The 24,871-nt window shown below is 43.1% G+C and carries 21 protein-coding genes and 2 pseudogenes; 3 read left to right on the top strand and 20 right to left on the bottom strand.

Annotated elements, in window-relative coordinates; genetic code table 11:
• Window positions 1-157: 157 nt before the first annotated feature.
• Together Q3W56_RS15250 and mcpC are read right to left on the bottom strand one after the other, a co-directional pair.
• Window positions 158-1,024, bottom strand: a complete 867-nt coding sequence (locus Q3W56_RS15250; protein WP_302896078.1) for an NAD(P)-dependent oxidoreductase — start codon at window positions 1,022-1,024, stop codon at window positions 158-160.
• A gap of 147 nt (window positions 1,025-1,171) precedes the next feature.
• A complete protein-coding gene (gene mcpC, locus Q3W56_RS15245) occupies window positions 1,172-3,139 on the bottom strand; it encodes a methyl-accepting chemotaxis protein McpC (RefSeq protein WP_302896077.1) in 1,968 nt (655 codons plus the stop codon).
• A 134-nt stretch (window positions 3,140-3,273) separates the two neighbouring features.
• Between mcpC and Q3W56_RS15240 the strand changes: the two genes are divergently transcribed.
• On the top strand, window positions 3,274-3,954 hold the full coding sequence (locus tag Q3W56_RS15240; protein WP_302896076.1) for a GNAT family N-acetyltransferase: 681 nt from the start codon (window positions 3,274-3,276) through the stop codon (window positions 3,952-3,954).
• Window positions 3,955-3,967: 13 nt separating this feature from the next.
• On the opposite strand, the gene splB is transcribed toward Q3W56_RS15240, so the two are convergent.
• The 8 genes and pseudogenes from splB to papB form a co-directional block, all read right to left on the bottom strand.
• Window positions 3,968-4,996 carry a spore photoproduct lyase gene (gene splB, locus Q3W56_RS15235; RefSeq protein ID WP_019714213.1) on the bottom strand — a complete coding sequence of 343 codons (1,029 nt, stop codon included), beginning with the start codon at window positions 4,994-4,996 and terminating at the stop codon, window positions 3,968-3,970.
• A 77-nt stretch (window positions 4,997-5,073) separates the two neighbouring features.
• The gene (gene splA / locus Q3W56_RS15230) at window positions 5,074-5,313 is read right to left on the bottom strand and encodes a splAB operon transcriptional regulator SplA (RefSeq protein ID WP_019714212.1); all 240 of its coding nucleotides are present in this window, start codon (window positions 5,311-5,313) and stop codon (window positions 5,074-5,076) included.
• A gap of 91 nt (window positions 5,314-5,404) precedes the next feature.
• Window positions 5,405-7,117: a phosphoenolpyruvate--protein phosphotransferase gene (gene ptsP, locus Q3W56_RS15225; protein WP_302896075.1), complete on the bottom strand. Its 1,713-nt coding sequence runs from the start codon at window positions 7,115-7,117 to the stop codon at window positions 5,405-5,407.
• Entirely contained in the window at window positions 7,117-7,383 is a 267-nt protein-coding gene (locus tag Q3W56_RS15220; protein WP_003218637.1) for a phosphocarrier protein HPr, read from the bottom strand. Before Q3W56_RS15220 ends, ptsP begins: the two co-directional genes overlap by 1 nt.
• Before the next feature lie 98 nt (window positions 7,384-7,481).
• Window positions 7,482-9,581: a PTS glucose transporter subunit IIABC gene (gene ptsG, locus Q3W56_RS15215; RefSeq protein ID WP_302896074.1), complete on the bottom strand. Its 2,100-nt coding sequence runs from the start codon at window positions 9,579-9,581 to the stop codon at window positions 7,482-7,484.
• A gap of 228 nt (window positions 9,582-9,809) precedes the next feature.
• Window positions 9,810-10,676, bottom strand: a complete 867-nt coding sequence (gene glcT, locus Q3W56_RS15210; protein WP_019714209.1) for a glucose PTS transporter transcription antiterminator GlcT — start codon at window positions 10,674-10,676, stop codon at window positions 9,810-9,812.
• A gap of 62 nt (window positions 10,677-10,738) precedes the next feature.
• Window positions 10,739-11,703, bottom strand: a pseudogene (locus tag Q3W56_RS15205) (LacI family DNA-binding transcriptional regulator).
• A gap of 281 nt (window positions 11,704-11,984) precedes the next feature.
• Complete coding sequence (gene papB, locus Q3W56_RS15200; RefSeq protein ID WP_302896073.1) at window positions 11,985-13,079, bottom strand: di/tri-peptidase; 1,095 nt, start codon at window positions 13,077-13,079, stop codon at window positions 11,985-11,987.
• Window positions 13,080-13,243: 164 nt separating this feature from the next.
• Here papB and Q3W56_RS15195 point away from each other — a divergent pair, with 164 nt between their 5' ends.
• The gene (locus tag Q3W56_RS15195; RefSeq protein ID WP_019714206.1) at window positions 13,244-13,447 is read left to right on the top strand and encodes a hypothetical protein; all 204 of its coding nucleotides are present in this window, start codon (window positions 13,244-13,246) and stop codon (window positions 13,445-13,447) included.
• Between the two features lie 38 nt (window positions 13,448-13,485).
• Here Q3W56_RS15195 and pfeT read toward each other — a convergent pair whose 3' ends face one another.
• The 5 genes from pfeT to Q3W56_RS15170 all read right to left on the bottom strand — a co-directional run bounded on the left by pfeT (window position 13,486) and on the right by Q3W56_RS15170 (window position 18,770).
• Window positions 13,486-15,399 (bottom strand): metal-transporting ATPase PfeT, encoded by a 1,914-nt coding sequence (gene pfeT / locus Q3W56_RS15190; protein WP_302896072.1) that lies wholly within the window; start codon window positions 15,397-15,399, stop codon window positions 13,486-13,488.
• 232 nt (window positions 15,400-15,631) lie between these two features.
• Complete coding sequence (stoA, locus tag Q3W56_RS15185) at window positions 15,632-16,129, bottom strand: endospore biogenesis thiol-disulfide oxidoreductase StoA (RefSeq protein WP_302896071.1); 498 nt, start codon at window positions 16,127-16,129, stop codon at window positions 15,632-15,634.
• A gap of 50 nt (window positions 16,130-16,179) precedes the next feature.
• Window positions 16,180-17,517, bottom strand: a complete 1,338-nt coding sequence (ykvU, locus tag Q3W56_RS15180; RefSeq protein ID WP_268400561.1) for a sporulation protein YkvU — start codon at window positions 17,515-17,517, stop codon at window positions 16,180-16,182.
• Window positions 17,518-17,634: 117 nt separating this feature from the next.
• Complete coding sequence (locus tag Q3W56_RS15175) at window positions 17,635-18,276, bottom strand: cell wall hydrolase (RefSeq protein ID WP_302896070.1); 642 nt, start codon at window positions 18,274-18,276, stop codon at window positions 17,635-17,637.
• A 299-nt stretch (window positions 18,277-18,575) separates the two neighbouring features.
• Entirely contained in the window at window positions 18,576-18,770 is a 195-nt protein-coding gene (locus Q3W56_RS15170; protein WP_003218622.1) for a hypothetical protein, read from the bottom strand.
• A gap of 165 nt (window positions 18,771-18,935) precedes the next feature.
• Here Q3W56_RS15170 and Q3W56_RS15165 point away from each other — a divergent pair, with 165 nt between their 5' ends.
• Complete coding sequence (locus tag Q3W56_RS15165) at window positions 18,936-19,121, top strand: YkvS family protein (protein WP_003232446.1); 186 nt, start codon at window positions 18,936-18,938, stop codon at window positions 19,119-19,121.
• A 122-nt stretch (window positions 19,122-19,243) separates the two neighbouring features.
• Here the strand turns inward: Q3W56_RS15165 and Q3W56_RS15160 are convergent, their stop codons facing one another.
• The 5 genes and pseudogenes from Q3W56_RS15160 to Q3W56_RS15140 all read right to left on the bottom strand — a co-directional run bounded on the left by Q3W56_RS15160 (window position 19,244) and on the right by Q3W56_RS15140 (window position 24,831).
• Window positions 19,244-19,534 carry a DUF3219 family protein gene (locus Q3W56_RS15160; protein ID WP_268400559.1) on the bottom strand — a complete coding sequence of 97 codons (291 nt, stop codon included), beginning with the start codon at window positions 19,532-19,534 and terminating at the stop codon, window positions 19,244-19,246.
• 667 nt (window positions 19,535-20,201) lie between these two features.
• Window positions 20,202-20,411 (bottom strand): annotated as a pseudogene (locus Q3W56_RS15155) (tunnelling fold family protein); the annotation flags it as partial.
• Window positions 20,412-20,463: 52 nt separating this feature from the next.
• A complete protein-coding gene (locus tag Q3W56_RS15150) occupies window positions 20,464-21,630 on the bottom strand; it encodes a site-specific integrase (protein WP_302896069.1) in 1,167 nt (388 codons plus the stop codon).
• Window positions 21,631-21,811: 181 nt separating this feature from the next.
• On the bottom strand, window positions 21,812-24,613 hold the full coding sequence (locus tag Q3W56_RS15145) for a phage tail tape measure protein (RefSeq protein ID WP_302896068.1): 2,802 nt from the start codon (window positions 24,611-24,613) through the stop codon (window positions 21,812-21,814).
• On the bottom strand, window positions 24,610-24,831 hold the full coding sequence (locus tag Q3W56_RS15140; RefSeq protein WP_302896067.1) for a hypothetical protein: 222 nt from the start codon (window positions 24,829-24,831) through the stop codon (window positions 24,610-24,612). The genes Q3W56_RS15145 and Q3W56_RS15140 overlap by 4 nt, the downstream gene beginning before the upstream one ends.
• Window positions 24,832-24,871 lie beyond the last annotated feature (40 nt).

Here is a 24,871-nt window from a genome sequence, read left to right as displayed (position 1 = left end):
GCTGTTCACGCTGATCTTTTGAGTGTTTGGACAACATGGTAAAACCTCCAAAATCTAGATTCACTCATATTTTAACAAAAAAAGCGTGTCGATGAAGCCACTTATTGTGACTTTGTCGACACGCTGAGATTGCCTGTTCCCTACAGGCAATCTTTTTTTATTTCATCCACAGCTTATATATACTCTGTGTTCCGCTGTTTTCTTCGCCTTGTGCAGCGAGCTTGTCATATAAGGATTTTGCCAGCGACAAGCCTGGCATTTCTTCTCCCATTAATTCCGCTTCCTCTAACGCAATTCCCATATCTTTAATAAAATGTTTCACATAAAAACCTGGTTCAAAGTTGCCTTGCAGCATACGGGGAGCAAGATTTGACAATGACCAGCTACCAGCTGCGCCCGTTGTGATGCTTTTCAGCACATTTTCCGGCTGCAGACCTGATTTTTGAGCATATGCCATCGCTTCAGCAACACCGATCATGCCAGCTGCGATTGCAATCTGATTACACATCTTGGTATGCTGGCCGCTTCCAGCCGGCCCTTGATACTGAATGTTTTCTCCCATTAAAGAGAAAATAGGCAGGCAGGCTTCAAATGCTTCTTTTTCTCCACCGACCATAATCGCGAGTGTTCCATTTTGTGCACCAATATCGCCGCCGGAGACAGGTGCATCTAAAGCGAACAATGCTTTTTCTTTGGCTGCTTCAGCAATCTTCTTCGCAAGCGAAGGCTTAGATGTCGTCATATCAATGAGATATGTGCCTTCTTTTGCGTTTTCAATCATTCCGTCGCTTCCGAAATACACTTCTTCAACATCACTGGGATAGCCGACCATTGTAATGATAACGTCCGCTTCTTTTGAAAGATCTTTGACCGTTTCTTTCCATACCGCGCCTTTTTGCAGTATGCTGTCTGCTTTTTCTTTTGTCCGGGTGTACACCAATACAGGATGGCCATCATTCAGAATATGTGATGCCATACTCTTACCCATCACTCCAAGACCGATAAAGCCAATTGTTTTTTTCAAGGTCATTCCTCCCAGATGTTTGTTTGATTTTAGTTAAATGTTATCATTTTACCTTCATTTTCTAGACTACCATATCTATTCTTTATATAGTAGGCTCTAAAAAATAAAAAATCCCCGAAACACATCATGTTTTGGGGAACTTTTGGGTTACAATGTGAATTTTGCAATAGTGTTCATAAGCTCTTGACTTGCATGTTTTAATGTTTCCGTTGAGTGTTTGACTTTATCAAGGGTGATCAGCTGTTCATCTGTTGATGCGTTCACTTCCTCTGCAGCGGCAGCTGATTCCTGTGATATGGCTGAGATGCTTTGAATGGCTTCAGAAATTGCGAGCTGTTCGCCGCTCATTCTTTGAATTTCTTCGTAAATATGATCAATGCCTTGCACCAGTGACTGCATTTCCGCGGTAATCGTGTTTAATACCTCTCCGGTCTCATGGATGGCATTGTTTTGTTCATCATTCATTCTGCTTGCCTCAACCATTGCGTGAGATGCCTCTTTTGTCTCAAGCTGGATAAGCTTCACAGTCTCGCTGATATGCTTTGTAGAAAGGGCTGATTGCTCAGCAAGCTTCCGCACTTCATCAGCTACGACGGCAAAACCGCGACCGCTTTCTCCGGCTCTGGCTGCCTCAATGCTGGCATTTAAGGCAAGCAAGTTGGTTTGATCAGAAATATCCGAAATCGCTGTAACGACTTCTTCTATATTCTTTGTTTGATTTTCCAAATCAAGCAGCATTGTTTCAACCTTTTTTGTTTCCATGTTGGCTTCGTTTGACTTCATCAGCAGCTGGCCTAGCGCATCAAGTCCTTTATAGCTTGCATCCTCAGACGATTTTGAGCGTTCTTTCATTCCGCCTGCCTCCTCAGCAATTTGCCTGATTTTCGTTGACAGGCTTTCTGATTTTTCATTTATGGTCTCGACTTCAGACGCCTGTTCTGATGCCCCTGCGGCTACTTCTTCAATCGCTTTTGCAATTTGTCCGCTTGTTTCATTTGTTTCCGCAGAGACAGCCGTTAATTGCTCAGAGATATCAGATACTTTCCCTGAAGAGAGTCTCACTTGCTCAACCATTTCCTTCATATTTTCAACCATTTGATTAAAGTCTTTTGTTAAAATACCGACTTCATCCTTGGATTTTGATTCCGCGTGCACTGTTAAATCACCCGCGGAAACTGCCTTCGTTTTTGCGATCAGCTGCTGTATCGGGCCTGTTATCGTTTTGGCCAGGAAGTAACTGAGAATCATTGCTGTGATAAGCGCAATTAGTGATATCCAACTATTCGCCCGATTCATTTTATCTGAAATCCACATTAATTTATCGGTATCAAATTGCGTTCCGACTTTCCAGCCCGTTTCCCCAATCGTTTGGTACACAACCATTTTCCCTTTTTCATCCTGTATCCCTTTTTCCTCGGATGCAATGGTTTTCAGTGTTTGGTCCTTTGATATATTTTTTCCTTGGTTTGACGGGTGTGCTAAAAGATTGCCGCTGGCATCAGCTAAAAAGGCAAATCCATTGTAAGGCACCTTTTGCTTATTGACCATACTCTGGATTGCAGAGAGCTTCAAGTCGTAGCTGGCAACCCCAATCACTTTTTGCCCGTCAAGGATCGCTTTCGATGCAGTGACAATCATGTCTCCCGTCACGACATCTTTATAAGGTTGCGTCCAAACGACTTGACCCGGGGTTTCAGCTGCAAGCTTATACCATGGTCTTGTTGTTGGATCATAATCATCAGCAAAATCAGCTTTCGGATATGTAAACATTTCTTTTTTTGCGCTGCCAACATAAGCCATCGCAACATAATCATCGTGATCTTTGATTTGTTTAATGTCATCGTTAAATAGCTGAGAAGCTTCTTTACTTGGTTTTGTTACAAATGTATGAGTTAATTCCCCATTAGCCAATCTTGATAATGAAATGGCATAACTCTTTAATTGTAATTCAATATTTTGTTCAAGTGACTGTGTCACGTTTTGAGTTGTATTTTTCCCATCCTCTGTAATCATCGGTTTTAGTGTCAAATAAGAAGACAGCATTAAAAGAACAACTGTGACGATCAACATGATTGAAACAAAAACAGCAATCTTCATGTGAAGTTTTTTAAACAAACCAATCCCCTCCTAATTTCTATATCGGTCCTTTCGTTTGAAAAATGAATAACCAAAAAATAAATGATATGAAAAACGGAATATATTTACTGAAAATTCAATCTTCGTTATAATGGAACAACAAAAGGAGGGTGATGATCATACGAAAACAAATGTATGTGCACAACGGCAGAAAATTTGAGACTTTGACCATCAGAAACTATACTGAAACTGATGTAAAGGGGCTGATTTCTCTACAAAGAGAATGTTTCCCTCCTCCGTTCCCCCAAGAATTGCTATGGTCGGAGGAACAGCTTGACAGCCATATCAAAACCTTTCCGGAAGGCGCTTTATGCGCGCTGGTCAATGGCAGAATTGTCGGTTCTATGACTGCCCTTATCATACATTTTGATCCTGGATCTCCTGATCATACATGGGCGCAGGCAACAGATAACGGATCTATTAAAAATCATGATCCTCACGGAAACACTTTATATGTAGTGGATATTTCTGTTTCTCCTCATTATCGAAAGCTTGGAATCGGAAAATGGCTGATGAATACGATGTATGAACTGACTGTTGACAAGCGGCTGGAGCGCCTGCTCGGGGGCGGGCGTATCCCTTTTTATCATAAATACTCACATGAGATTAGCGCTGTTCAATACGTTGAAGATGTGATGGAGGGCAAGAAAAAAGACCCTGTGCTGTGCTTTCTTCTTCATTGCGGCCGTTCACCGATTCGTGTAGTCAGCAATTATTTAGACGATAAAGAATCATTGAATTTCGGCGTTTTGATGGAATGGAAAAATCCGTTTTATAAAAAAGCGAGCTGTTGATCACAACAGCCCGTTAAGTGAAATATTCAATTTTCGCGTTAGGGAAATAGGTATCAATATAGGATTCAAGCGTTTCCCGGAGTTCATGCTCTTCATCTTTCTGATAAATATATTTTCCGATCCCGTAACGGCCCCATTTATATCGTCGCTTTTCTTCATCTAATTCAAGCTTCGTCTTCGGGTAATTCTTTTCTATCACTCGTTTTGCCGGTTTTGTAAAACGGTGCTGAATTAATTCAAATGTAATATCATGTCTGACATCCTGCGGCAAAGCAGCATCAAGCTTTTCAAACAGATGTCTATATCCTTCTTCCCAGCCTTCATGGATATAAATCGGCGCAACAATAAAGCCTAGCGGGTATCCTGCTTTTGCAACTTTTACTGCCGCTTCTATCCGCTTATCAAGAGGTGAGGTTCCCGGCTCAAAGTTCTTAATTACATAATCGGCATTAATACTGAATCTGAATCTCGTTTTCCCGTTATGCTTTGCATCTAACAGGTGATCGACATGATGAAATTTCGTTACAAATCTGAGCTTTCCGAGGTCACTTTGTCCAAAGTGTTCAATGGCGCGCTTCAGCGTGTGTGTCAGATGATCAATTCCTACAATATCTGACGTACAAGAGGCTTCGAACCGTGTGAATTCCGGTGCGCGCTCCTTCATATACTTATCTGCCTGATCCAAAATCTCTTCGACATTTACATAAGTTCTGATATACGGCTTTGATCCCATGGTTGTTTGCAGGTAGCAGTAATGGCAATGCCCCATGCAGCCTGTTGCAAACGGAATGGCATATTCAGCCGAAGGTTTGGAAGAATCAAACTTTAATGTTTTCCGGATACCGATGACTAACGTTGACTTCGCGTTACGATATTGCTGAAGATGATTTTTCCCAGGAATATTGCGCACTTGATTGTGAGATGTCGTTTCTCTGATTTCAATGCCCATTTTCTCAAATTTATCGTGTAATTCTTGAGCCAGCGGATATTCCATCGCTCTCGGTTCAATATACACAAGCTGCGGAACAAATGGGTTCTGCATAATGCCACATCCTTTTCCTTTACTACCGTTACTTTTCTCTTAAGGCGGAAAGGATATGAGTTGTAATGATTTCCTTGTTACTCATACGGATCGATATCAAATAGTTCTTTGTAGAGTGTTTTAGCTTCCTCATAGCTTGCAAATACAGCATCATCCTCTGCAAACGGATGATAGGTTTCATAAATAAACAGCGAAAGCTCACCTTCATGGTATGGATGGTGCACAATTTCAGCCTCCTTGATGTGGGCAACATTGGCGGCGTGCGGATTCCTGTAAATCACATAAACTGTATCTCCTGCGTTAAATTGGTTTGACATACTATCCCTCCTAGCCATGTTATTGTGCCCTTCTATACCTTTACTTATGAAAAAAAACCAGACAGGCCGGAGGCCGTCTGGTTTTTGTACATTACTTGAATGTTTCTTTTACGAACGCGACAACTTCTTCTGTCGTGCTCATAGATAAAATTTTCTCTTTGAATGACTCAGCTTCTTGTTTAGACAATTTGCTGATTTGTGTTCTTGCCGGAAGGATAGAAGTTGCGCTCATTGAGAACTCATCTAAGCCTAAGCCAAGAAGGATCGGAATCGCAATTTCGTCTCCTGCCATTTCTCCGCACATGCCAACCCATTTACCTTCTTTGTGTGCCGCTTCAATTACAAGTGTAATTAAACGAAGGATTGCCGGGTTGTATGGCTGATACAGGTAAGATACACGTTCATTCATACGGTCAGCTGCCATTGTGTATTGAATCAAATCGTTTGTTCCAATACTGAAGAAATCAACTTCTTTAGCAAACTGATCAGCGATGACTGCAGTTGATGGGATTTCAACCATCATACCGACTTCAATATCGTCAGATACAGCCTGTCCTGCTTTTACAAGCTTTTCTTTCTCTTCAAGAAGGATCGCTTTTGCTTCTTTGAATTCGTTAACTGTCGCAATCATAGGGAACATGATTTTCAGGTTTCCGTATGTACTTGCACGAAGCAGCGCGCGAAGCTGTGTTCTGAAGATTTCTTGCTCTTCAAGGCAAAGACGAATCGCTCTGTATCCCAAGAATGGGTTCATTTCTTTTGGAAGCTGCAGGTAAGGAAGCTCTTTGTCTCCGCCGATATCAAGTGTCCGCACGACAACTGATTTTCCTTCCATACGCTCAAGAACCGTTTTGTAAGCATCAAACTGCTCATCTTCTGTAGGCAGCTGATCTCTTCCCATGTAAAGGAATTCTGTACGGTAAAGACCAACTGCTTCTCCGCCGTTTTCAAGAACGCCTTTTACATCATCAGGAGTACCGATGTTAGCTGCAAGCTCTACATGATGTCCGTCTTTTGAGACAGTCGGTTCATTTACAAGCTTCGCCCACTCAGCTTTTTGAGCCAAATAAGCCTTATGTTTTTCTTCATACTCTTTTACAGTTTCCGCAGATGGGTCAATAATGACATCACCTTTGATACCGTCAACGATAACAGTCACGCCGTTTTGGATCGTGCCTGTAGCCGCTTTCGTACCAACAACTGCAGGAATCTCAAGAGAACGCGCCATGATAGCAGAGTGAGATGTGCGTCCGCCGATATCAGTTGTGAATCCTTTTACGAACTCACGGTTTAATTGAGCTGTGTCAGACGGAGTTAAGTCTTCAGCTATAATAATAACCTCTTCTGAGATCATGCTTGGGTTTGGAATTTCAACGCCAAGCAGGTGGCCGGTTACGCGTTTTGTTACGTCGCGAATATCTGCCGCACGCTCTTTCATATATTCGTTGTCCATTGATTCAAACATAGTAACGAACATAGAAGATGTTTCTTTTAAAGCGAATTCAGCATTCACTGAATCAGTGCTGATTTTTTCTTTCACAGGATTCAGAAGCTCAGGGTCACTAAGAACTAAAAGGTGAGCAGAAAAAATATCAGCTTTATCCTGACCCAGTTCTTTCAAAGCGTGCTCTTTGATTTTTTCGAGCTCTTCTTTTGAACGTGCAATCGCTTCATCAAAACGGCTTACTTCCGCTTCAGAATCAGAGATGTTTTTCTTTTCAACCGTTAAATCTGGTTCTTCAAGCCGGTACGCTTTTGCAATCGCGATGCCGGCTGAAGCGCCAATCCCTTTTAATTCTTGCATTACTCGCCGAGTCCTTCGCTTTTCATTGTTTCTTCTAAAGCGTTAAGAGCATCGTTTTCGTCAGCGCCAGTAGCAGAGATTGTGATCTCAGCGCCTTTAGCGATGCCTAGAGACATAACACCCATGATAGATTTAAGGTTAACTGTTTTGCCGTTATATTCTAAATTAACGTCAGCGTCGTATTTGCTTGCAGTTTGTACAAGAACTGTCGCAGGACGAGCGTGAATTCCAGAATCTGCAGTTACTTTGAATGTTTTTTGTGCCATTTTTATCATTCTCCTTTTAACTTAAAGCTTTATTACTTCACAATATTATATCATACAGCCGTACTTGTCATCTGACAAGCACAGCGTACTATATACCCTTATTTTTCAATCTTCACAATGTCTTCTTGCTCTCTGTTGACTGAGCCGCTTGCTTTAATGCTGACTGATTCTCCCTCAGCAAGGTTCGTAAACACGATCGGTGTCATGAGAGACGGTACATTCGGTTTGACTGCATCCAAATTAACTTCAAGAAGTTTTTGTCCAGGCTCAACGCGGTCTCCTTCTGAAACGAAAGATGTAAATCCTTCGCCCTTCAGGCTGACAGTATCAATACCAAAGTGGATCAAAATTTCTCTTCCGCCGTCAGATTGCAGGCCGATCGCATGTTTCGTCGGGAACACATTTAGAATCTTCCCTCGAACCGGAGATACGACAATTCCTTCAGAAGGGAGAATCGCAAAACCGTCACCCATCATTTTTCCTGAGAAGACTTGGTCAGGAACATCAGTAATCGGGTGAATTTCCCCAGCAATCGGAGAAACGAAAACTTCCTCGCCGATTTCATTTTGCAGCGGTTCTGCAATGACTTCCTCAACCTGCTGACCTACTTCCTCTTGAGCAGATGCTGTAGGTTCAGGTCTTGGCTTGCGTCCCGCAATGATGTCTTGCATTTGTGTTTTTAAACCGTCAGAACGCGGTCCGAAAATAGCTTGAATGTTGTTGCCGACTTCCAGCACCCCGGATGCACCGAGCTGTTTCAGACGGTCTTTATCAACCTTCTTCTGATCATTTACAGTCACGCGCAGACGAGTGATACAAGCATCAAGGTGTTTGATGTTTTCCTGGTCACCCATTGCCTGCAGGATCTCGTAAGGAAGGTCGCCTGCTTCCCCTGTTTTCCCAGATGCTGCTGTTTCAGCTGAAGCATCCTCACGGCCTGGTGTTTTCAGATTAAATTTGCGGATCGCAAATCGGAATCCCAAGTAGTAAATGACCGCGATCCCTAAACCAACAGGGATGACAAGCCACCATGCCGTCCGGTTCGGTAAAATGCCGAAAAGGAAGTAGTCAATTAAACCACCGGAGAATGTCATACCAATTTTAACATTCAACAGCTGCATGACCATGAATGAAAGCCCTGCAAACACACAGTGAATCGCAAACAGGACAGGCGCAACGAATAGGAATGAGAATTCCAATGGCTCTGTGATCCCTGTCAGGAAGGATGTCAGTGCTGCTGAACCCATAATACCTGCAACAAGTTTTTTGTTTTGCGGTTTTGCTTCATGATAAATCGCAAGCGCCGCAGCAGGCAGACCGAACATCATAAATGGATATTTACCTGTCATGAACGTACCTGCTGTTAACTGTACGCCGTCTTTAATCTGCGCCATAAAGATACGCTGATCCCCGCGGATGATTTCCCCTGCTGCACTCTTATAGCTGAAGAATTCATACCAGAACGGTGAATAGAAAATGTGGTGCAAACCGAATGGAATTAGCGAACGCTCAATCACCCCGAAGATAAATGCAGCAAGGGTTGGATTCGCTTCCACTAATCCTGTTGAAAAGGCATTTAATCCATGCTGGATCGGAGGCCAGATCACTAACATAATAAGACCCAGAATCAGTGCAGAAATTGACGTAATAATTGGAACGAAACGTTTACCCGCAAAGAAACCAAGGTATTGCGGCAATTCAATTGTGTAAAATTTGTTGAACAATAATGCAGCTAACACACCGACGATAATACCGCCGAAAACACCTGTCGCCAAGGTAGGTATACCCAGCATGTTTACATATGCAGGATGGTTTTCCGTGAAGAACTTGGCTCTTTCGATTGAATCGGAAGGAATGGTTCCGTTTGCAAGAAGAACCGCACTCATGGATACGTTCATCACCAGATAACCGATAATTGCAGCTATCCCTGCAACTCCATCACCGTTGGCAAGCCCGATGGCTACACCTACTGCGAATAGAAGCGGAAGGTTATCAAAAACAATCTGCCCAGCGCTTTCCATAACACCCGCTACGAGCTGAACATTGTCATTGCTCAAGAAATGCAGGACCTCAATCATGTCCTTATTTTGCATCGCATTCCCGATCGCAAGTAAAATCCCCGCAGCCGGAAGGATCGCAACTGGAAGCATAAGCGCACGCCCAATTTTTTGAAGAACGCCGAATAATGCTTTAAACATAAGAATTGACCTCCTCTTTTTACTAGTCTGACCTTACAGCTAAAAATCATGACAACGAATTCACAGGCGTAAGTCTTCCAGTTTAACCGTTTACATTTGCCCTTTTACACAACAAAAAGGACATGAGCAAAATTGGGTGTGCAAAAGAACGAGAATGGACTTCCCGTTTTTTCCCTCAATCACTCATGCCTGATCGAATCAGTAACACGTTATAAGGTTAAACTGAATTTATGAAATTTTATTGGTTAATCGGTACAGATGAAGCGTCAGATAAACCGCTTCCGCCTCATGAACTGGTTTCTTCAATGTTTGCTGCAAGATTTTAATCAATTTCCAAGCTGTATTGTAGCATAGCGGATATTCATTTTTCAATAACAACATTAATTTTTCTGGTTCTTTAGTCGGTTCTTCTCTTTTGATTCTTTCTATTGTAAATCTGATATGCCTGATCAGCCGTAAATAGTTGACACTTTCCTTGTTTACTTTCATTTGAAACGAGTCTTCAATCACCTCGACAAGCTGCGCCATCAGCTGCGAATGCTGATTGACTTCGGACAGCGGACGGTTAGTCAGAGCTGAATGGATATGCAGAGCAATAAAGCCGATTTCCCCTTCCGGGAGGCAGATTCCCGCTTTTTCATTGATCATGTCTATGACCTCTTTGGCGATTTGGTATTCTTCAGGATAAAGTGACTGAGTCTCCATTAAAAATGGATTTTTCATATCAAAGCCCTGTTGCTGCCTTTTGATCGCAAATGCGATATGGTCTGTTAGCGCAATGTGAATATGTTCATTTAATGAGTGGTTTGTCCTATTACTAATGTGATAGATGACATCGTTTGAAATATCAACGAGCTGTTCATCAACATAGTCAAGGAGCTTTTTAAACTGCTTTTGTTCCTTCTCGTCCTTTAAAATGAACATTTTATCGTAGCCTTTATCTTCAATGACATCATCTTGTTTTTTACCGAAACCAATACCTTTTCCGATTAAAACGACTTCGCTGTATTTATGATGAGAAGCAATTAAGACGTTATTATTCAGTACCTTTTTCACTGTGAAGGACCCATTCACGATCCTCAGCTCCTTTGTCATTCAATACCTCATATCGTACATAACGAACGGAATGCGCGTCAAACCTTTTTTCGACCCTTTCACTAAACAGTCGATCTTTCGATGAGACGGTAATCGAGAACTTTCTTTTCAATCGGCTGTTGCTGAATTCTTTTTTTCAGCATGGCAAACGCCTGCTTTCCCATTTCCTTTGTCTGAATATCAATCGTTGTGATACCAAGCGATTCGCTGATTTCATGGTTATCAATGCTTAAGATTGCAAGCTCATCCGGTACCGATAGCCGCTGAGCCTTTGCTTCAAGTAAAAGCCCTGCTGAAACTTGATCATTGGCAACGAAAAGAGCCGTCGGCTTTTCCTTCCACTTTTTCCACTTGTGAAAAAGTGCCTTGCCATCATTTATTGAAACCGCTTTCTCAATCACCCAGTCTTCATGAAATGCTTCTCCGATCTCTTCCAAGGCTTCTTTATAAGCTTTAATTCGAAAATGGCTATTCATGCCTTTTTTCTTGCCAAACAGATGGCTATTTTTTTATGCCCTTTGGCAATTAAATAGTCCAAGCCGTACCGGAATGCTTGTTGGTGAGGAATGCTGATGGTTGGAAAACGTCCGATATCTGAATTCTGGCAAAGCAATATCGGGCCTTCCCATTCCAGGATTTTTTCATCAGAAAGCGCTTTTGAGCAAAAAATTAACCCGTCAACCTGTCGCTGCTTTAATTGGGACAGCGCAAAGATTTCTTTCTGTACATCATAGTTTGTTTGGAATAAAGAGAGGTGAATCCCGGATTCCGCGGCAGCGTCGGCAATACCTGCAATCAGCTCTGCAAAATAAGGCAGATTAACCGTTGGCAAGACAACGCCAATCATATTTGAAAATCCTTTCGATAAATGTACAGCGTGGATATTTCTCGTGTACTCTAATGCTTCCATTGCCTCAAGCACTCTATTTCTTTTGTCTTCACTGACGTAAGGATGATTGTTTATGACTCGGGAAACCGTTGAAACGGAGACACCGGCTTTCTCTGCAATGTTTTTAATATTAGCCATAAATTCCCTTCTTTCTAAATTCCCTTGATCTGGAATGCGTTTCATACAATATGATAGGAACGTACCAGACATATTTTGTGTTTTTAGCTGAAAGGAGAAGATCAAATGGGTTTCTTCATTTTAATTGGATTATGTCTGACTGTTCTTGGCGGCAGCTGTCTTGCTGTAAAACCTCTCAATCAAAAACATGAAATTAAACCCTTTCGAACATTTGATGATTTTTTTATTTGATGCAGATAAAAAAGGACGATGTCGAGAACAAAGTCCTTTTTTATTTCCAGTTACGGCAGTATGATTAATTCCTTTGGATATTGGGTCAGAGCAACCGCTCCGTCCTTTGTTACATGAACGTCATCCTCAATGCGCACGCCGCCGATTTCAGGCACATAAATCCCGGGTTCGATCGTGTAGACCATGCCTTCCTGCAGCAGTGTATCGTTGGCTTGGCTCATAGATGGGTACTCATGGACAGATATCCCGAGTCCGTGTCCCAGCCGGTGGGGGAAATAATCTCCATACCCTGCTTTTTCAATAATTGCGCGGGCAGTTAAATCCAGATCTCCGATTCTGACACCGGGTTTGCTTGCGTCAATCGCGGCTTTTTCCGCTTGAAGCACGGTCTCATAAATCTCCTCTTGCTTCGGATTGACGGTCTTGTATGCAAACGTTCTTGTAATATCTGAGCAGTAGCCATCAAGAATAACACCGAGATCAAATAAAACAAGATCACCCTTCTTCAACGTGGCTGTACCCGGATTTCCGTGAGGCTGGCCTGATTTTTTCCCAAACAAAACCATTGTGGAGAAAGACATGCCCTGAATTCCTTTTTTCTTCAGCTCATACTCGATTTGAGCGAGCACTTCCATTTCACTGATGCCTTCACGCAAAGCAGCTGTACCGACTTCAACACCGTAATCAGCAAGCTTTGCCGCCTCTTTCAGCAAACGAATTTCATTGTCGTCTTTAATCAGGCGAAATTGATTAAGTGTTTCTTCTGCTGAAACAAATTGAGCACCGCCTACTGAATGCTTCAGCTGTTCTGCACGTGATAGTGAGATCGAATCCTTTTCTACCGCGAGTGTATGTATGCTGATATTTCGCTTTTTCAAGGCTTTCTCTATCAGTTCCCACGGATTTTCATGGTCTGCATAACCAATGATTTCGTGATTCCAGCCTGCGTTGCGGGCCTGGTTTGCTTCCATTCCAGGACAAACAAAGAAAGGGTCCTCTTCTTGAAAAATAAATAAACCCATTAATCTTTCATGCGGCTCTGTGTAAAAACCGGTTAAGTAAAAAACATTCTCTTTCGTATGGATAAATGCGGCAGTATGCCCCACTTCCTTCAGCCATGAAGAGACGCGTTGTATTCTATTCACTTCTAGTTCCTCCCTGCCATTTGCAATGCTTTATTCTGTCTTTCATTGTAACAGGTTTTACAGGTGTTTGCCTTCCGCGGCGCCTTCGTTTTCGATCCATTTTATTTCCTGCCCCGCTTCCTGTATACTGACAGTAGAGTTCAAGCGCAGGGAGTTGTTCCGTTTTGCTGATGAATTTTTTCAGACGAAAAGCAGTTATGTTCTTAACGGTTTTTGGAATTTCCGCTCCTTTTATCGGTATGAAGATGGTCGGTTTTTATTATTACAGCTCCATTATAGGCTGTGCAGCGGGTTTCCTATGCTGTATTCTCGCTCTCATCATGGTTACAAAAAGATCCGATAAAGACAAAAAAGAAGGAAAAGCTTGATACATAAAAAAACAGCAGCCCAATTGGACTGCTAATTTTTATTTTAGGAGTCTTAACCCGTTTAAGATCACCAGAATCGTACTCCCCTCATGACCGATCACGCCAAATGGCAATTCCATCACCTGCAAAAAATTGGCGCAAATCAGCAAGCAGATCACAGCTAGAGAAAACACGATATTTTGTTTGATAATCCTGTTCATTTTCCGTGACAAACGGCACATGTTTACGAGCTTTTTCAAATCGTTTTGCATGAGTACCATATCAGCGGTCTCAAGGGCGACATCTGTTCCGCCGCCCATTGCAATGCCGACATCCGCCGCTTTAAGTGCAGGCGCATCATTAATTCCGTCACCGACCATTGCAATCGTTCCGACTTCTTCTTTTAACCGTATAATTTCATTCACTTTTTGGTCAGGCAGGCATTCTGCAGCAACAGTTGTCATGCCGGCTTCGTCCGCTATCGCTTGAGCCGTGTCCTCATGATCCCCTGTCAGCATGGCCGTTTTAATCCCTAATCGGTTCAATTCTTCCATGACCTCTTTTGCTTCGGGCCTGATTTGATCTTTCAGAGCGATACAGCCCGCAATTTGATTATCCTTTTTGACAAATACAATCGTATGGCCGTTTCGAATGACATCTGATGCTGTTTGTTTTATAAATTGTGCTGACATTTCCTCGCCGATAAAACCCGCTTTACCGATCTTCCATTTCGCGCCCGACACTTCTGCCATAACGCCAAACCCTGATGTTTCTTCTATAGATATGTAGCCGGACTGATTTACGCCGCGGCTTTCAGCGTATGTTGTTATTGCTTGAGCGAGCGGATGGCTTGACTGCGATTCGATGGCATAGACGGCCTCAAGAACTTCCGCTTCACTGAATCCTTCTGCAATTCTGATCGTCTCAACGGCAGGCTGGCCTTTTGTTACAGTGCCCGTTTTATCAAACGCAATCATTTGCACAGAGCCAAGCTGTTCAAGGAAGACACTCCCTTTCACAAGCATACCGTTGCGAGCGCCATTTGAAATCAAGGACAACGCAGCCGGCATAATAGAGGCGACAAGAGCACAAGGTGAGGCGACAACCATAAATACCATTGCGCGGTAGAAGGTTTCACTCCAGCTCCAGCCCATTGCAAAATGCGGCACGAATAACAAGAGCCCCACCGCGATCAGCACACCTTTTACATAAGCATTTTCAAATCGTTCGATGAAAGCTTGTGCGGGTGAAACACTGCTTTGCGCAGATTCAACCAGTTTGATAATTTTTCTGAATAACGAATCTTCATTTGCTTTCGTAACACGGACGGTCAAGGAGCCGTTGCGATTCACTGTTCCCGTAAATACAGCGTCGCCGGTGTTTTTTTCTGCAGGCATTGATTCACCAGTTAATGCTGACTCATCAATGCTTGTTGAGCCTGATTCAATGATACCGTCTGCCGCTACGCGTTCTCCGGGTTTGATCACAATCATATCACCGGCCTGTAATTCCGATACCGGAACTCTTTTGGTTTCGCCATTGACCATCAGCGTTGCTTCTTCAGGCTCAAGCTGCATTAAAGAAGTTAAATCTCTGCTGCTTTTATTCATCGTGTATGTTTCTAAAGCTCCGCTTAAGGAAAAAATAAATATTAAAATAGCACCCTCCGCCCAGTATCCGATCAAGGCGGAACCAATTGCAGCAAAAATCATTAAAAGTTCTACATTCAGCGTTTTGGATTCGAGCGTTTCTTCAATTCCTTCCTTTGCTTTAGCAAATCCGCCGATCACAAAAGCCAGCAAGTAAAGTGTTATTGATAATACTTGATATCCGGATAAGAGCCAGCCCGCCAAAATAAGAGCGCCTGACACGAGTGCTGCGATAAGCTCCGCATGCTGTGCCCAGTTTTTTTCTTTCTGCTCTGTTTTTAATGACTCATGCGGATCGTGTTGAACGATAACTTGTTCATTCACATCAAATTCTCCTCTCTAATTGAGAACGTAAATCATCTTCATTTCTCTTATAAAAACAAAATTGCCGCCCAAAAGGCAGCTTTATGTCAGTTACTTCTTGATGTCTTCCTTTATTATAGCATGCGCAATCAGAATTTCAATTATAATTATTTTAATTTCTTCTTGATAATAATTATCATTAACATCCATAATTCTTTTTTAAACAAAAATAGCTGAGAGTCAGTGCTCTCAGCTATTCTTCCGTCCATTCTTTCAGTTGTTCGACCGTCATCGGGCCAATCTTTGTTTTTTCAATTTCCCCCTTTTCATTCAGCAAAAATGATGTTGGGATCGTGATGATATGATACTCCTTCATCAATTCTCCTTTTGAATCAAGAACGATCGGAAACGTCAGCTTGTTTGTTTTAATAAAGTCTTCAACGGCTTGCTGATTTTGTTCTGAGTTCACTAAATTCACCGTTACCAGCTTTACGCCGTCGGATTGATGGATATTATAATACGATTGAAACTGGGGAAGCTCCTTTTTGCAGGGCGGACACCAAGAAGTCCAAAAATGCAGGATGGTTTTTTGCCCTTTATGCGGGATCGAGATATCCTCCCCTTCTATCGTTTTCATAAGAAAAACAGCAGGAACTGCAGGCTGTTTATCCTCAGCGGCTGCCACATCAGGAAACCATGCAATCATCCCCAACAACATAAGGCATATCGTTAGCAAGCGCTTCGTTAACATGGAATCTTCCTTTCATGCTTTTCAATTAGCTTGCCCCTGCTTTTTCTTTATCATCCTTCAATTCGCGGCGTTCTGTTTCCTCCCGTAAGGAAAACAGACACCCGCAGCACTTTGCAAATCTGTGTATAGTGAAGACTCGTCAGCAAAATCATCCCGGTGTTCATCCCTAGGATAATCCCGAGCATTTGCAAATTCTCCATTGACCCCAGCACATACATCATACTTAGGGCAACGATATGGCTCCACACATTGTGATAAAAAGCCTCTTTTACAAACCCCATTCCGATTAAGCACGCCTGCAGCGGCATGACAAACAGATGAAAAAGAAAGTAGGGCCACAACAGCTGCAAGTAATACTGCGCTTCCGGGGAATGAAAAAACAAATGTGTGAGAGGTTCCGCAAACTGGAACATGATCCAGACGGCCGGTATGCCATAGCCAAACGTAATGAAAATTGACTGCTTCAGTCTTTTTAATACGATGTCATATTGCGAAAGGGCATAAGCTTCCGAAATACTCGGTATCATGACAACCATTAACGAATGAGCAATAAAAGCAGGGAACGACCCTATCGTCACAGCCACACCGGCCAGCATACCATATTGATCGATCGCCGCTGTCCCGGCAACGCCCGCAGCCAAAAGCGCTCCTTTTACTAAAAAGGGTTCAATCGCATTGACGACTGCATGAAAAATACGAAGCCCCGTTGTAGGAATGGAAACGGCAAGCAGTCTTTTTCTTACATCCTTTCCGCGTAAATGAATGTGCTGCTGGCCGGATACCGCCCGCCTCGCCATGATAAACTGTGAATATAAATAAACAAGCACAACCACATCACTCACGACGAGGACAAACAAGGAAATCAGCACAGCCGTATTCAACTCAAATGAGTACCATTGAAAAAAGAGGAATAAGCACAAGAGCTGGATGATTTTTTTCAGCACATTGGCGATTGCGATCTTCCCCATTTTTTGCACACCCATAAAATACCCTCTTGCAATTGAAGTAAAGGCGACAATAGGAATTAAGCCGATGACAATCCCTTTAATAAAAGGATGGTATGTATCAAATACCGGAATAAACGGAAGAGCAATACTGGCAGCGGCGGTAGAAAACGCTGTAAAAACGACCGTCATTCTGAATGCGTGCCTCAGCATGCTTTCATGAAGCTTAGGGTTTGATTCGGCAATGAATTTAGAAATTGAGATTGGCAGTTCTAGGCTTGCGATGACGATAATTAAAAAGATCGTGGGCAAAATACTCATGTAAAGCCCCATCCCGTGCTCGCCAAGCTCTCGCGCCAAAATCATATTCACGACAAATTCAAGGCATTCAGCGAAAAAGGCGGCAATGGATAAAAGAATGATCCCTTTCACAAATCGATTCATGAAGTCTCTCCTTGTCTCTTGTACTACCAACATCATATGAGACAAGTTTAAAAATTATTTTATTTTTACTCTTTATATGTAAAAAAGCACAGCTGAGACAAATTGTCTCTTCTATGCTTAGATGGCAAAAACGTGCCTGCCGATTTTTTCTATGATTTTTCTTGAACGAATCCAATCATCTGACGCTGTTTTCGGATTATAGAAGAATATGGCATCTGTTTCTCTACTTTTTGAGGACAGTGCTTCTTCGGCAGCAGCAATCGATTCTTTATCAGGCTTTTCATTAATGCTTCCGTTTGCGACCGGTTCAAAGGCGTTTTTCTGATAAATAACCCCTCTTATAGTATCAGGAAAACCTTTTCTCTCCGTTCTGTTCAGCACAACGCTTGCTACGGCGACCTTGCCTTTATAGGATTCTCCCTTAGCCTCTGCGTGGACGAGACGGGACAGCAGATCTTTTTCAGACTGTGTATATGTTTCTTTCTTTTCAGTTGTTTTGGCCGGCTTGTCTTTGTCTTTCTCTTTCTCTTTCTTTTCAGTGTGTGCTGATAACTTAATCGGCTTTATTTTATTCTGGTCCTTATCAGCAGACAGTGAAGGGAATAATTCGTCTCTGTCTTGATCTATATGTGTAAGCCATTTCGCTTCTTCATGTTTTGTCTTCTTTGTGCTCATTAGTGAAGCATGTGTATGTTCAATTTTTGCTGCAGGCATGAAACAAAGAAGAAAAACAGCCAGAGCAGTGAATTTCGTTGCCATACAGTTTCCTCCTTAAAGTGCTCAAAAAAACACTTCATTACCTTAACAAGGGATCCATTCATTTTCACGGAAAAAGATTTTCCAACTCTCCCAAGGAGGCATCAGGATGGAATTTACCGGATGACCGGCTGGTTAATGGAAGAAAAAATAGCTTTGAATTACATAAATATTGTTAATTAAAAACACAATTATCCATTTATGGTATTTTACATTTTAATTACATATATTACAGTAGATTGTAATAAAAGATCTACATTCTGTCATATATGAAAAAAAGGCATCTCACGTATGAGAAACCTTTAGCTTCTTGGTTGTTCTAAGTATTGAAATATTACATCTCCACCTTGCTGGGCAATACCTCGGAAATGTTTAAAATCATCTTGTTTAGATAACACAGCCCTGAAATCCAGGAAATGCTCTTTCTGGACTCTCAGTTCATTTATTGCGCCGGTGCGCAGCTGTTCAATCATTTCTGTAATCTCTTCGGGACGCAACAAAAATTCCCCCTTTTTCTTTCTATTGACGAAAATCAATATATCATCTTTATAACGTCAGGACAATTCCTTAGGGAGATAAAACTCCTTATCGCTTTACTTCTCAATGAAAATACTGCAAAATACTTTCAAAAGGCATTATTATGTTTAAAGGAGAGGAAGCTTGTGAAAATCGCTAAGGTTGGAAACGTCATTGAATTTAAAAACGGATTAACCGGTGTTGTTGAAAAAGTAAATGAGAATTCTGTTATCGTTGATGTGACGATCATGGATAACTATCGGGATCTTGAGTTAGATTCATTGACAGTTGTTAATCATAAAAATTACAAGATCATCAGAGACTCCTATTAAAACCTCCTCATTTCCACATTCATTCGCAAAAGCTGCAAGACGATCAATTTTAACACCTTACATATGAAATTCGCTTTCTCAAAAGCTGCCGGCCGGCAGCTTTTTTACATCAAAAACACCGATTATGAATCGGCGTTTTTGTCTATTTCCGTTATTTCTATATAGAACTCGCTGGCAGATCCTGCTTCATACAGGTTGATCAATGACGTTGAATAATTTGTAATCTCCCCCCGGAAGGCAAGATTTCGTTCCGGAACCTCCACGTTAAACGTTTTTTCATACAACAGGACAGCGATATCATGATAAGTCTCACTCGTAACGTTTAGTGTAAATGCAATTTTGCGCTTCGGCTCGCTCTCCTCTTGATATGCAGCTATTTCTAACGGTACATCATTTAATCGCAATGTTTTCATTTCATATCACTCCTTTATCGTTCATGCTCTTAGCATACCTTAACGAACGTTTACAATGAATCTGTACTATTATGTTTACCAATTCTTTAGAAAAGACACCTTTACAAACATACGTTCGATCAACTATAATAAAATAGACGAGCTGCCATCCAGCATCCCGTCTTTTCATTAGAAAGCGGCGAGTGGAGCCCCCCGAATTCACTCGTCTTTTTTATAAAAAACACTTTTTAGATAAGTATATCTTTCACCCACAACCATCATATCCAAAAGATGGCATCCTTCTTCGAAGTTATCTGAGTATTTTATTTCCCTTTTAACCAAAAAAACACTTAGAAAGCCCGTCACTCAAAACTTTTATAAGTTGACAATCTGCAATATCCTTCATCATTAACCATTCCTCTTTATCTATCGTATAAGTTTCGCCGCCGATATTTTATTTTCTTATATCCGCCTCAAACATATGTCAGCCTAACCCTCTCCTCATGCATCGAAGGAGGAGCCGTGTGTTACTCGGCTTCTGAAACTGCATGGTCGTTTTTCATTTGTAACCACCTCTCTCATAAATATACCCCCATCGTATGATCGCATTAATAACTGCGTATGTAATTCGAAATCATGAAAAAAAATAACCCCGCCAAAAAGGCGAGGTCACTTTGATTACGAAAAATTAGCGATTATCAATCGTCTCCGGATACAAGTCATGGTTCATCATACGGTATTCAGCCATTTTCTCATACTTCGTGCCCGGTTTTCCGTAGTTTGTGTACGGGTCAATGGAAATTCCGCCTCTTGGCGTAAATTTGCCCCATACTTCAATGTAGCGCGGGTCCATTAATTCGATCAAGTCATTCATGATGATGTTCATGCAGTCTTCGTGGTTATATGGGGCTCGAATTCCGCGTCAATCCTGCGCTCACACAACGTTCACACTATCCGGTCACACTGCGGTCACACTCCGCAACCAGCCGATCTAGCTTTTCGGCTACTTCACGCTGCATCGAAGGCAAGACGTGACTATACGTTCCGAGCGTCGTTTTTATATTCGCGTGGCCCAGCCGTTCTTGTACCAATTTCGGACTCACTCCGATACTAACGAGATATGTCGCGTGAGTATGGCGCAATCCTTTTAACGGTATTTTCGGCAAGCCTAAACCGTCGCGAGTTACGTTAAACGCACGCCGGAAATTATTTGGATGTACCCAGCTTCCGTTTTTCGTACATACGACTAGATCGTTGTCATCGTACTTATCCCCGAGCACGATCCGCTCATGATCGATTAATCCTTTATGCGTAATAAGTGACGCGATTAAACGGTCCGGTAAATTAACGGTACGGAACGCGTTTATCGTCTTGGCTTCCGGAACCAGACCGTAATTACCATTGTCGTCTATCTTCGAAAGCGTTTGGCGAATCGTTAGGATCTTCCGCTCGAAATCAACGTCCGACCACCGGAGCCCCAAGACCTCGCCACAACGCATGCCGGTAAGAACCGATATTTCCATTCCGATAAAATGCCGCGTTAAATTAAGAATACGTGCGCGAGCGTCAAGGAACGTTTTAATGTCGTCGGCTGACCACACTTCTACGCGCTTATTTTCCGTCGGCAAGTTAATTTCGCGAAGTATTTCGAGATCAAACGCACCTTTGCGCGAAGATTTCTTTAGCACTTCGCCCACTATACCGAAAGTAGCTCGGATAGTTTTGCCGGCAAGATTGCGCTCATTATGTAGCCGATTGACAAACGACTGCAAAACTTCTTCAGTTATATCCGTAATTTTTAAGTGTCCTAAATACGGAAGGATATTGTACTCGATCTGCTGCCGGTAGTTTACGATTGTACTAGGGCGCAGACTAATCCGTTTAGCTTCGAACCAATGCTCGAGGAAGGGTTCAAATAATTGTTTAGAAGGATCTTTTTTTATTTCTTTTGCAGTTAAGACTTCTGCCAAGACCTTTCTCATTGCCTTTTTAGCTTCAGATTTAGTAGAAAAACCTCTTCTCTTAATCTGTCGACGTTTACCAGTGGTCTGTGATTTACCTGCATCTACTATAAAATAATACTTCCCAGTCTTTTTATCTAATTGTATGCTAGCCATGCACATCTCTCCATTTTTTTTGATGCGCGGCCCTCATATCTATGCTAACACTTATTGTAGGAATTTGTAATAACCCCTTCTATTTTCTTCAACTAACCATGCTTTTCAATTTTTCTTCAATTATATAGGGCAAACAGGAACGAAGCTAAAAAGGCGGCTGTGAAGCCGCCCTTCTCCGTCCCTACCGCCCGTCCAACAACTGCGCCATTCCAACTTCATCCGACATTTTCCGATCATAGTACGGGAAAGTAGCGTTGGCAACCGTCTGACCATCTATGCTTATATGGATCGAGCCGTCTCGGTTCACACCCGATTCAATCGCTTTCAAAACGTGAAGCACCTCGTCCGAAACCGCCGGACTGCCGCTCGTTGCCGCCGTATAACCTGCGTCAATCATCCGCATGAGGTTCGCTTGTTGCGCTTCGGTCAGCACCATCTCGTTACGGAGCGCGCGAATATCAACTTCGTGACTCATCGGTCTGTCTGCGAACTTAGACGCAAGACCTCCGGTATGCAGCTTGTTGATCTGTCCGCGACCGATAATACCTCCGGTGTGGTAAGTACCTTCGTTACCTCTCCCGCGACTTACTGCACGCTCTGTTTTCATCGAGACATCCGTCGTAATTGTCGTAATCCGTTTCGTAATGTCTTTGCTTAGCGTGGCGTTCATGTTTTCGGCTTCGGCCGTTATCTCTTGGACGCGTCCCTTTGCGCTTTCTAGCTTAGCTATCTCGCTATCGATTGCGTCTAATGACTTTCGATACTCTTGCTTCTTCTTGTCGGCGGCTGACGTGTTGTTTACGAGGTTAGCTCGGGCGTCTTTTAATCTCGCAATTTCTCTGTTAAGAACGTTGATACCTTCGCCTTTCTTCGCGTTTAGGCCAACTTGTCGAAGCTCAAGGTCGACCATTTTTTGCTTTACAACGTCGAGTTTGCCGATCTCTTCGTTAACTTTTTGCAGGTCCTCATTTTTAGTTTTTAAACTATCCAAATTGGCAGAATGCTGATCCCTAAGTTTTTGGAGCTTGTGCTGTTCTAAGGTTAGTTCATTCTCAATCATCGCTAAACGCGCTTTGTCCTTTGACGCCTTAGCATCATCGTAGGCAGCCTCTCTTTTCTGAACGACTTCAACCTGATCGCTGATTTGGCTCTCAATATCTTTTCTCTCCGTCTTAAGTTGATTAATGTCTTGAATTAATTCCTTTTGTTTGTTCAGGTTTTTGTTCATATCTCTCTCGATATCAGCTTTCTGGCTTTCTAGGTCAATACGCAACTCTTCCGCCTTAGCCTCGCTTAGTCTTTTGACAGCCTCGGTGTTCTTTCCGAATGCGTTCCCCTGCTCACTAATAGCCGCGCTTGTTTGCGGAGCTTTTTCTAAAATCTCGCCATTAAGTTGCAAATACCGATCAAACTCGCTATTCGTCAACCCCGATTTCTCTCGAAGCCCCGCCTGCTCATCTTTCATCCGTTTAATCGAATCCGCATTCGTCTCGGACTTAATCCGATCATTCAAGTCGAGGTAATGCGCAAACTCATCCGACGTCAGTTTCGTTTTAGCCTGAAGCTTATCAAATTCGGTTATCAGCCCGTTAAGTGAGTCGATCTCTTTCTGCTTTGCGTTTGCCGCTTCAAGGCTGACCGTATTCATTTCGTCATAACCGGCTTTGACGCCGACTAAAAGGCCGCCAAGGATCGAAAGCCCCGTTATGATCCATCCGGCCGGACCCATCGCAACGAATAAACCGCGTAATGCTATGCCGAGTTTAACCGCCGACGACGCTACGAGCGCAATTGCTGCGGCCGTACCCGCCATTTCGAGTCCGGTCGTAATGATGCCCGGGTTGAGCTTGTTAAGGAAATCGAGTATCTGCGTACCTGTATCGACTATTTTTCGGAAAGCAGGTAAGAACTCATTACCGATTTTGATGCCGAGCCCGTCGAGCGCTGATTTAAATTTCTCGAATGATCCGTTAAGGTTATCCATCTGCGTCTTAGCTACGCGATCAGCCGTACCGCCTGCGTCTTGTAGCGTTTTAGAGTAATCGCGCAGTCCTTTTTCTCCGACACCCAAAAGCGTTACGAATCCGGACGCCGCCTCGGTTCCGACTAATTGCGCTGCGGCTGCCGTTTTTTGTGCTGACGTCATACCATCAAATCTTTCCGCGATATGTCCAATGAGTTCCGGCAGCGGCTTAAGATTTCCGTGCGCGTCTTCCACTTCGATACCGTAGTTTTCCATCGCTTTTGCGGACTGCCCGACCGGATTCGCCAAGTGCAATAACGAAGCACGAAGCGCCGTACCTGCCATCGATCCTTGAATACCGGCATCAGACATTTTCGCAACGGCTGTCGCTGTATCTTCCATCGAATAGCCAAGAGATTGCGCGACAGGAGCGACAAATTTCATGGCCTCCCCCAATTGCGGAAGGTCCGTATTAGCCGTCGTCATCGTCTTGACGAGAACGTCAACAGCACGGCCGGACTCTTCCGCCTTAATGCCGAACCCCGTCATGATATTCGATACAATGTCCGCCGAACGTCCGAGACTTTCATTTGATGCCGCCGCTAAGTTAAGTACCGACGGCAAAGAGGCGACCTGATCTTTCACGCTAAAGCCGGCCATCGCAAGGTACTGAAGACCTTCCGCAGCTTCGACCGCTGTGTACTTCGTTTCTGCGCCCATTTTAGACGCAATGTTTTTCAGGTCTTCGAATTCCTGTCCGGTCGCTCCGCTTATCGCCTTAACGTTTGACATGGCCTCTTCGAAATCAGCAGCTTTTTTGACGGAGGCCCCAATGCCCGCAGCGACCGCGGCTCCGACCGCAAGCGACGCTTTTTGTACGAGGCCCATTTGCTTCGATACGTTTTCGGACGACCGCCCCATGTGCGTCAGATCATTTCTTACTTGCGCCTGCCTCCGGCTCCATTCGTTCGTATCTAGAACTAGCCGCGCCTTAATTTCTCCGACTGTTGTTCCGCTCATTCTTTATCGCCTCCCTGCGGACGATTTAAGAAAATCAAAAGTTCCTCCGCACTGTACTGATTTAAGACCTCAGTTGCTTCAGCGATTTTTGATTCCTGCCCATCGGTGAAGTCTAACTCACCTTTTAGGACTTTTTCTGTGACCCATTCGAAAATACCGACCGCATAGGCGACTCTGTCCGCTTCTTCTTTCGTTACAAAAGGAATTACCTCTCCCATTTCATTCGCTCCTTTTAGGTAAAATTAAAAAGGGCGCCCA

Source organism: Bacillus sp. C28GYM-DRY-1 (assembly GCF_030519405.1).
GTDB classification, from domain to species: domain Bacteria; phylum Bacillota; class Bacilli; order Bacillales; family Bacillaceae; genus Bacillus; species Bacillus spizizenii_A.
This window is presented reverse-complemented; position numbering and strand designations above follow the sequence as displayed.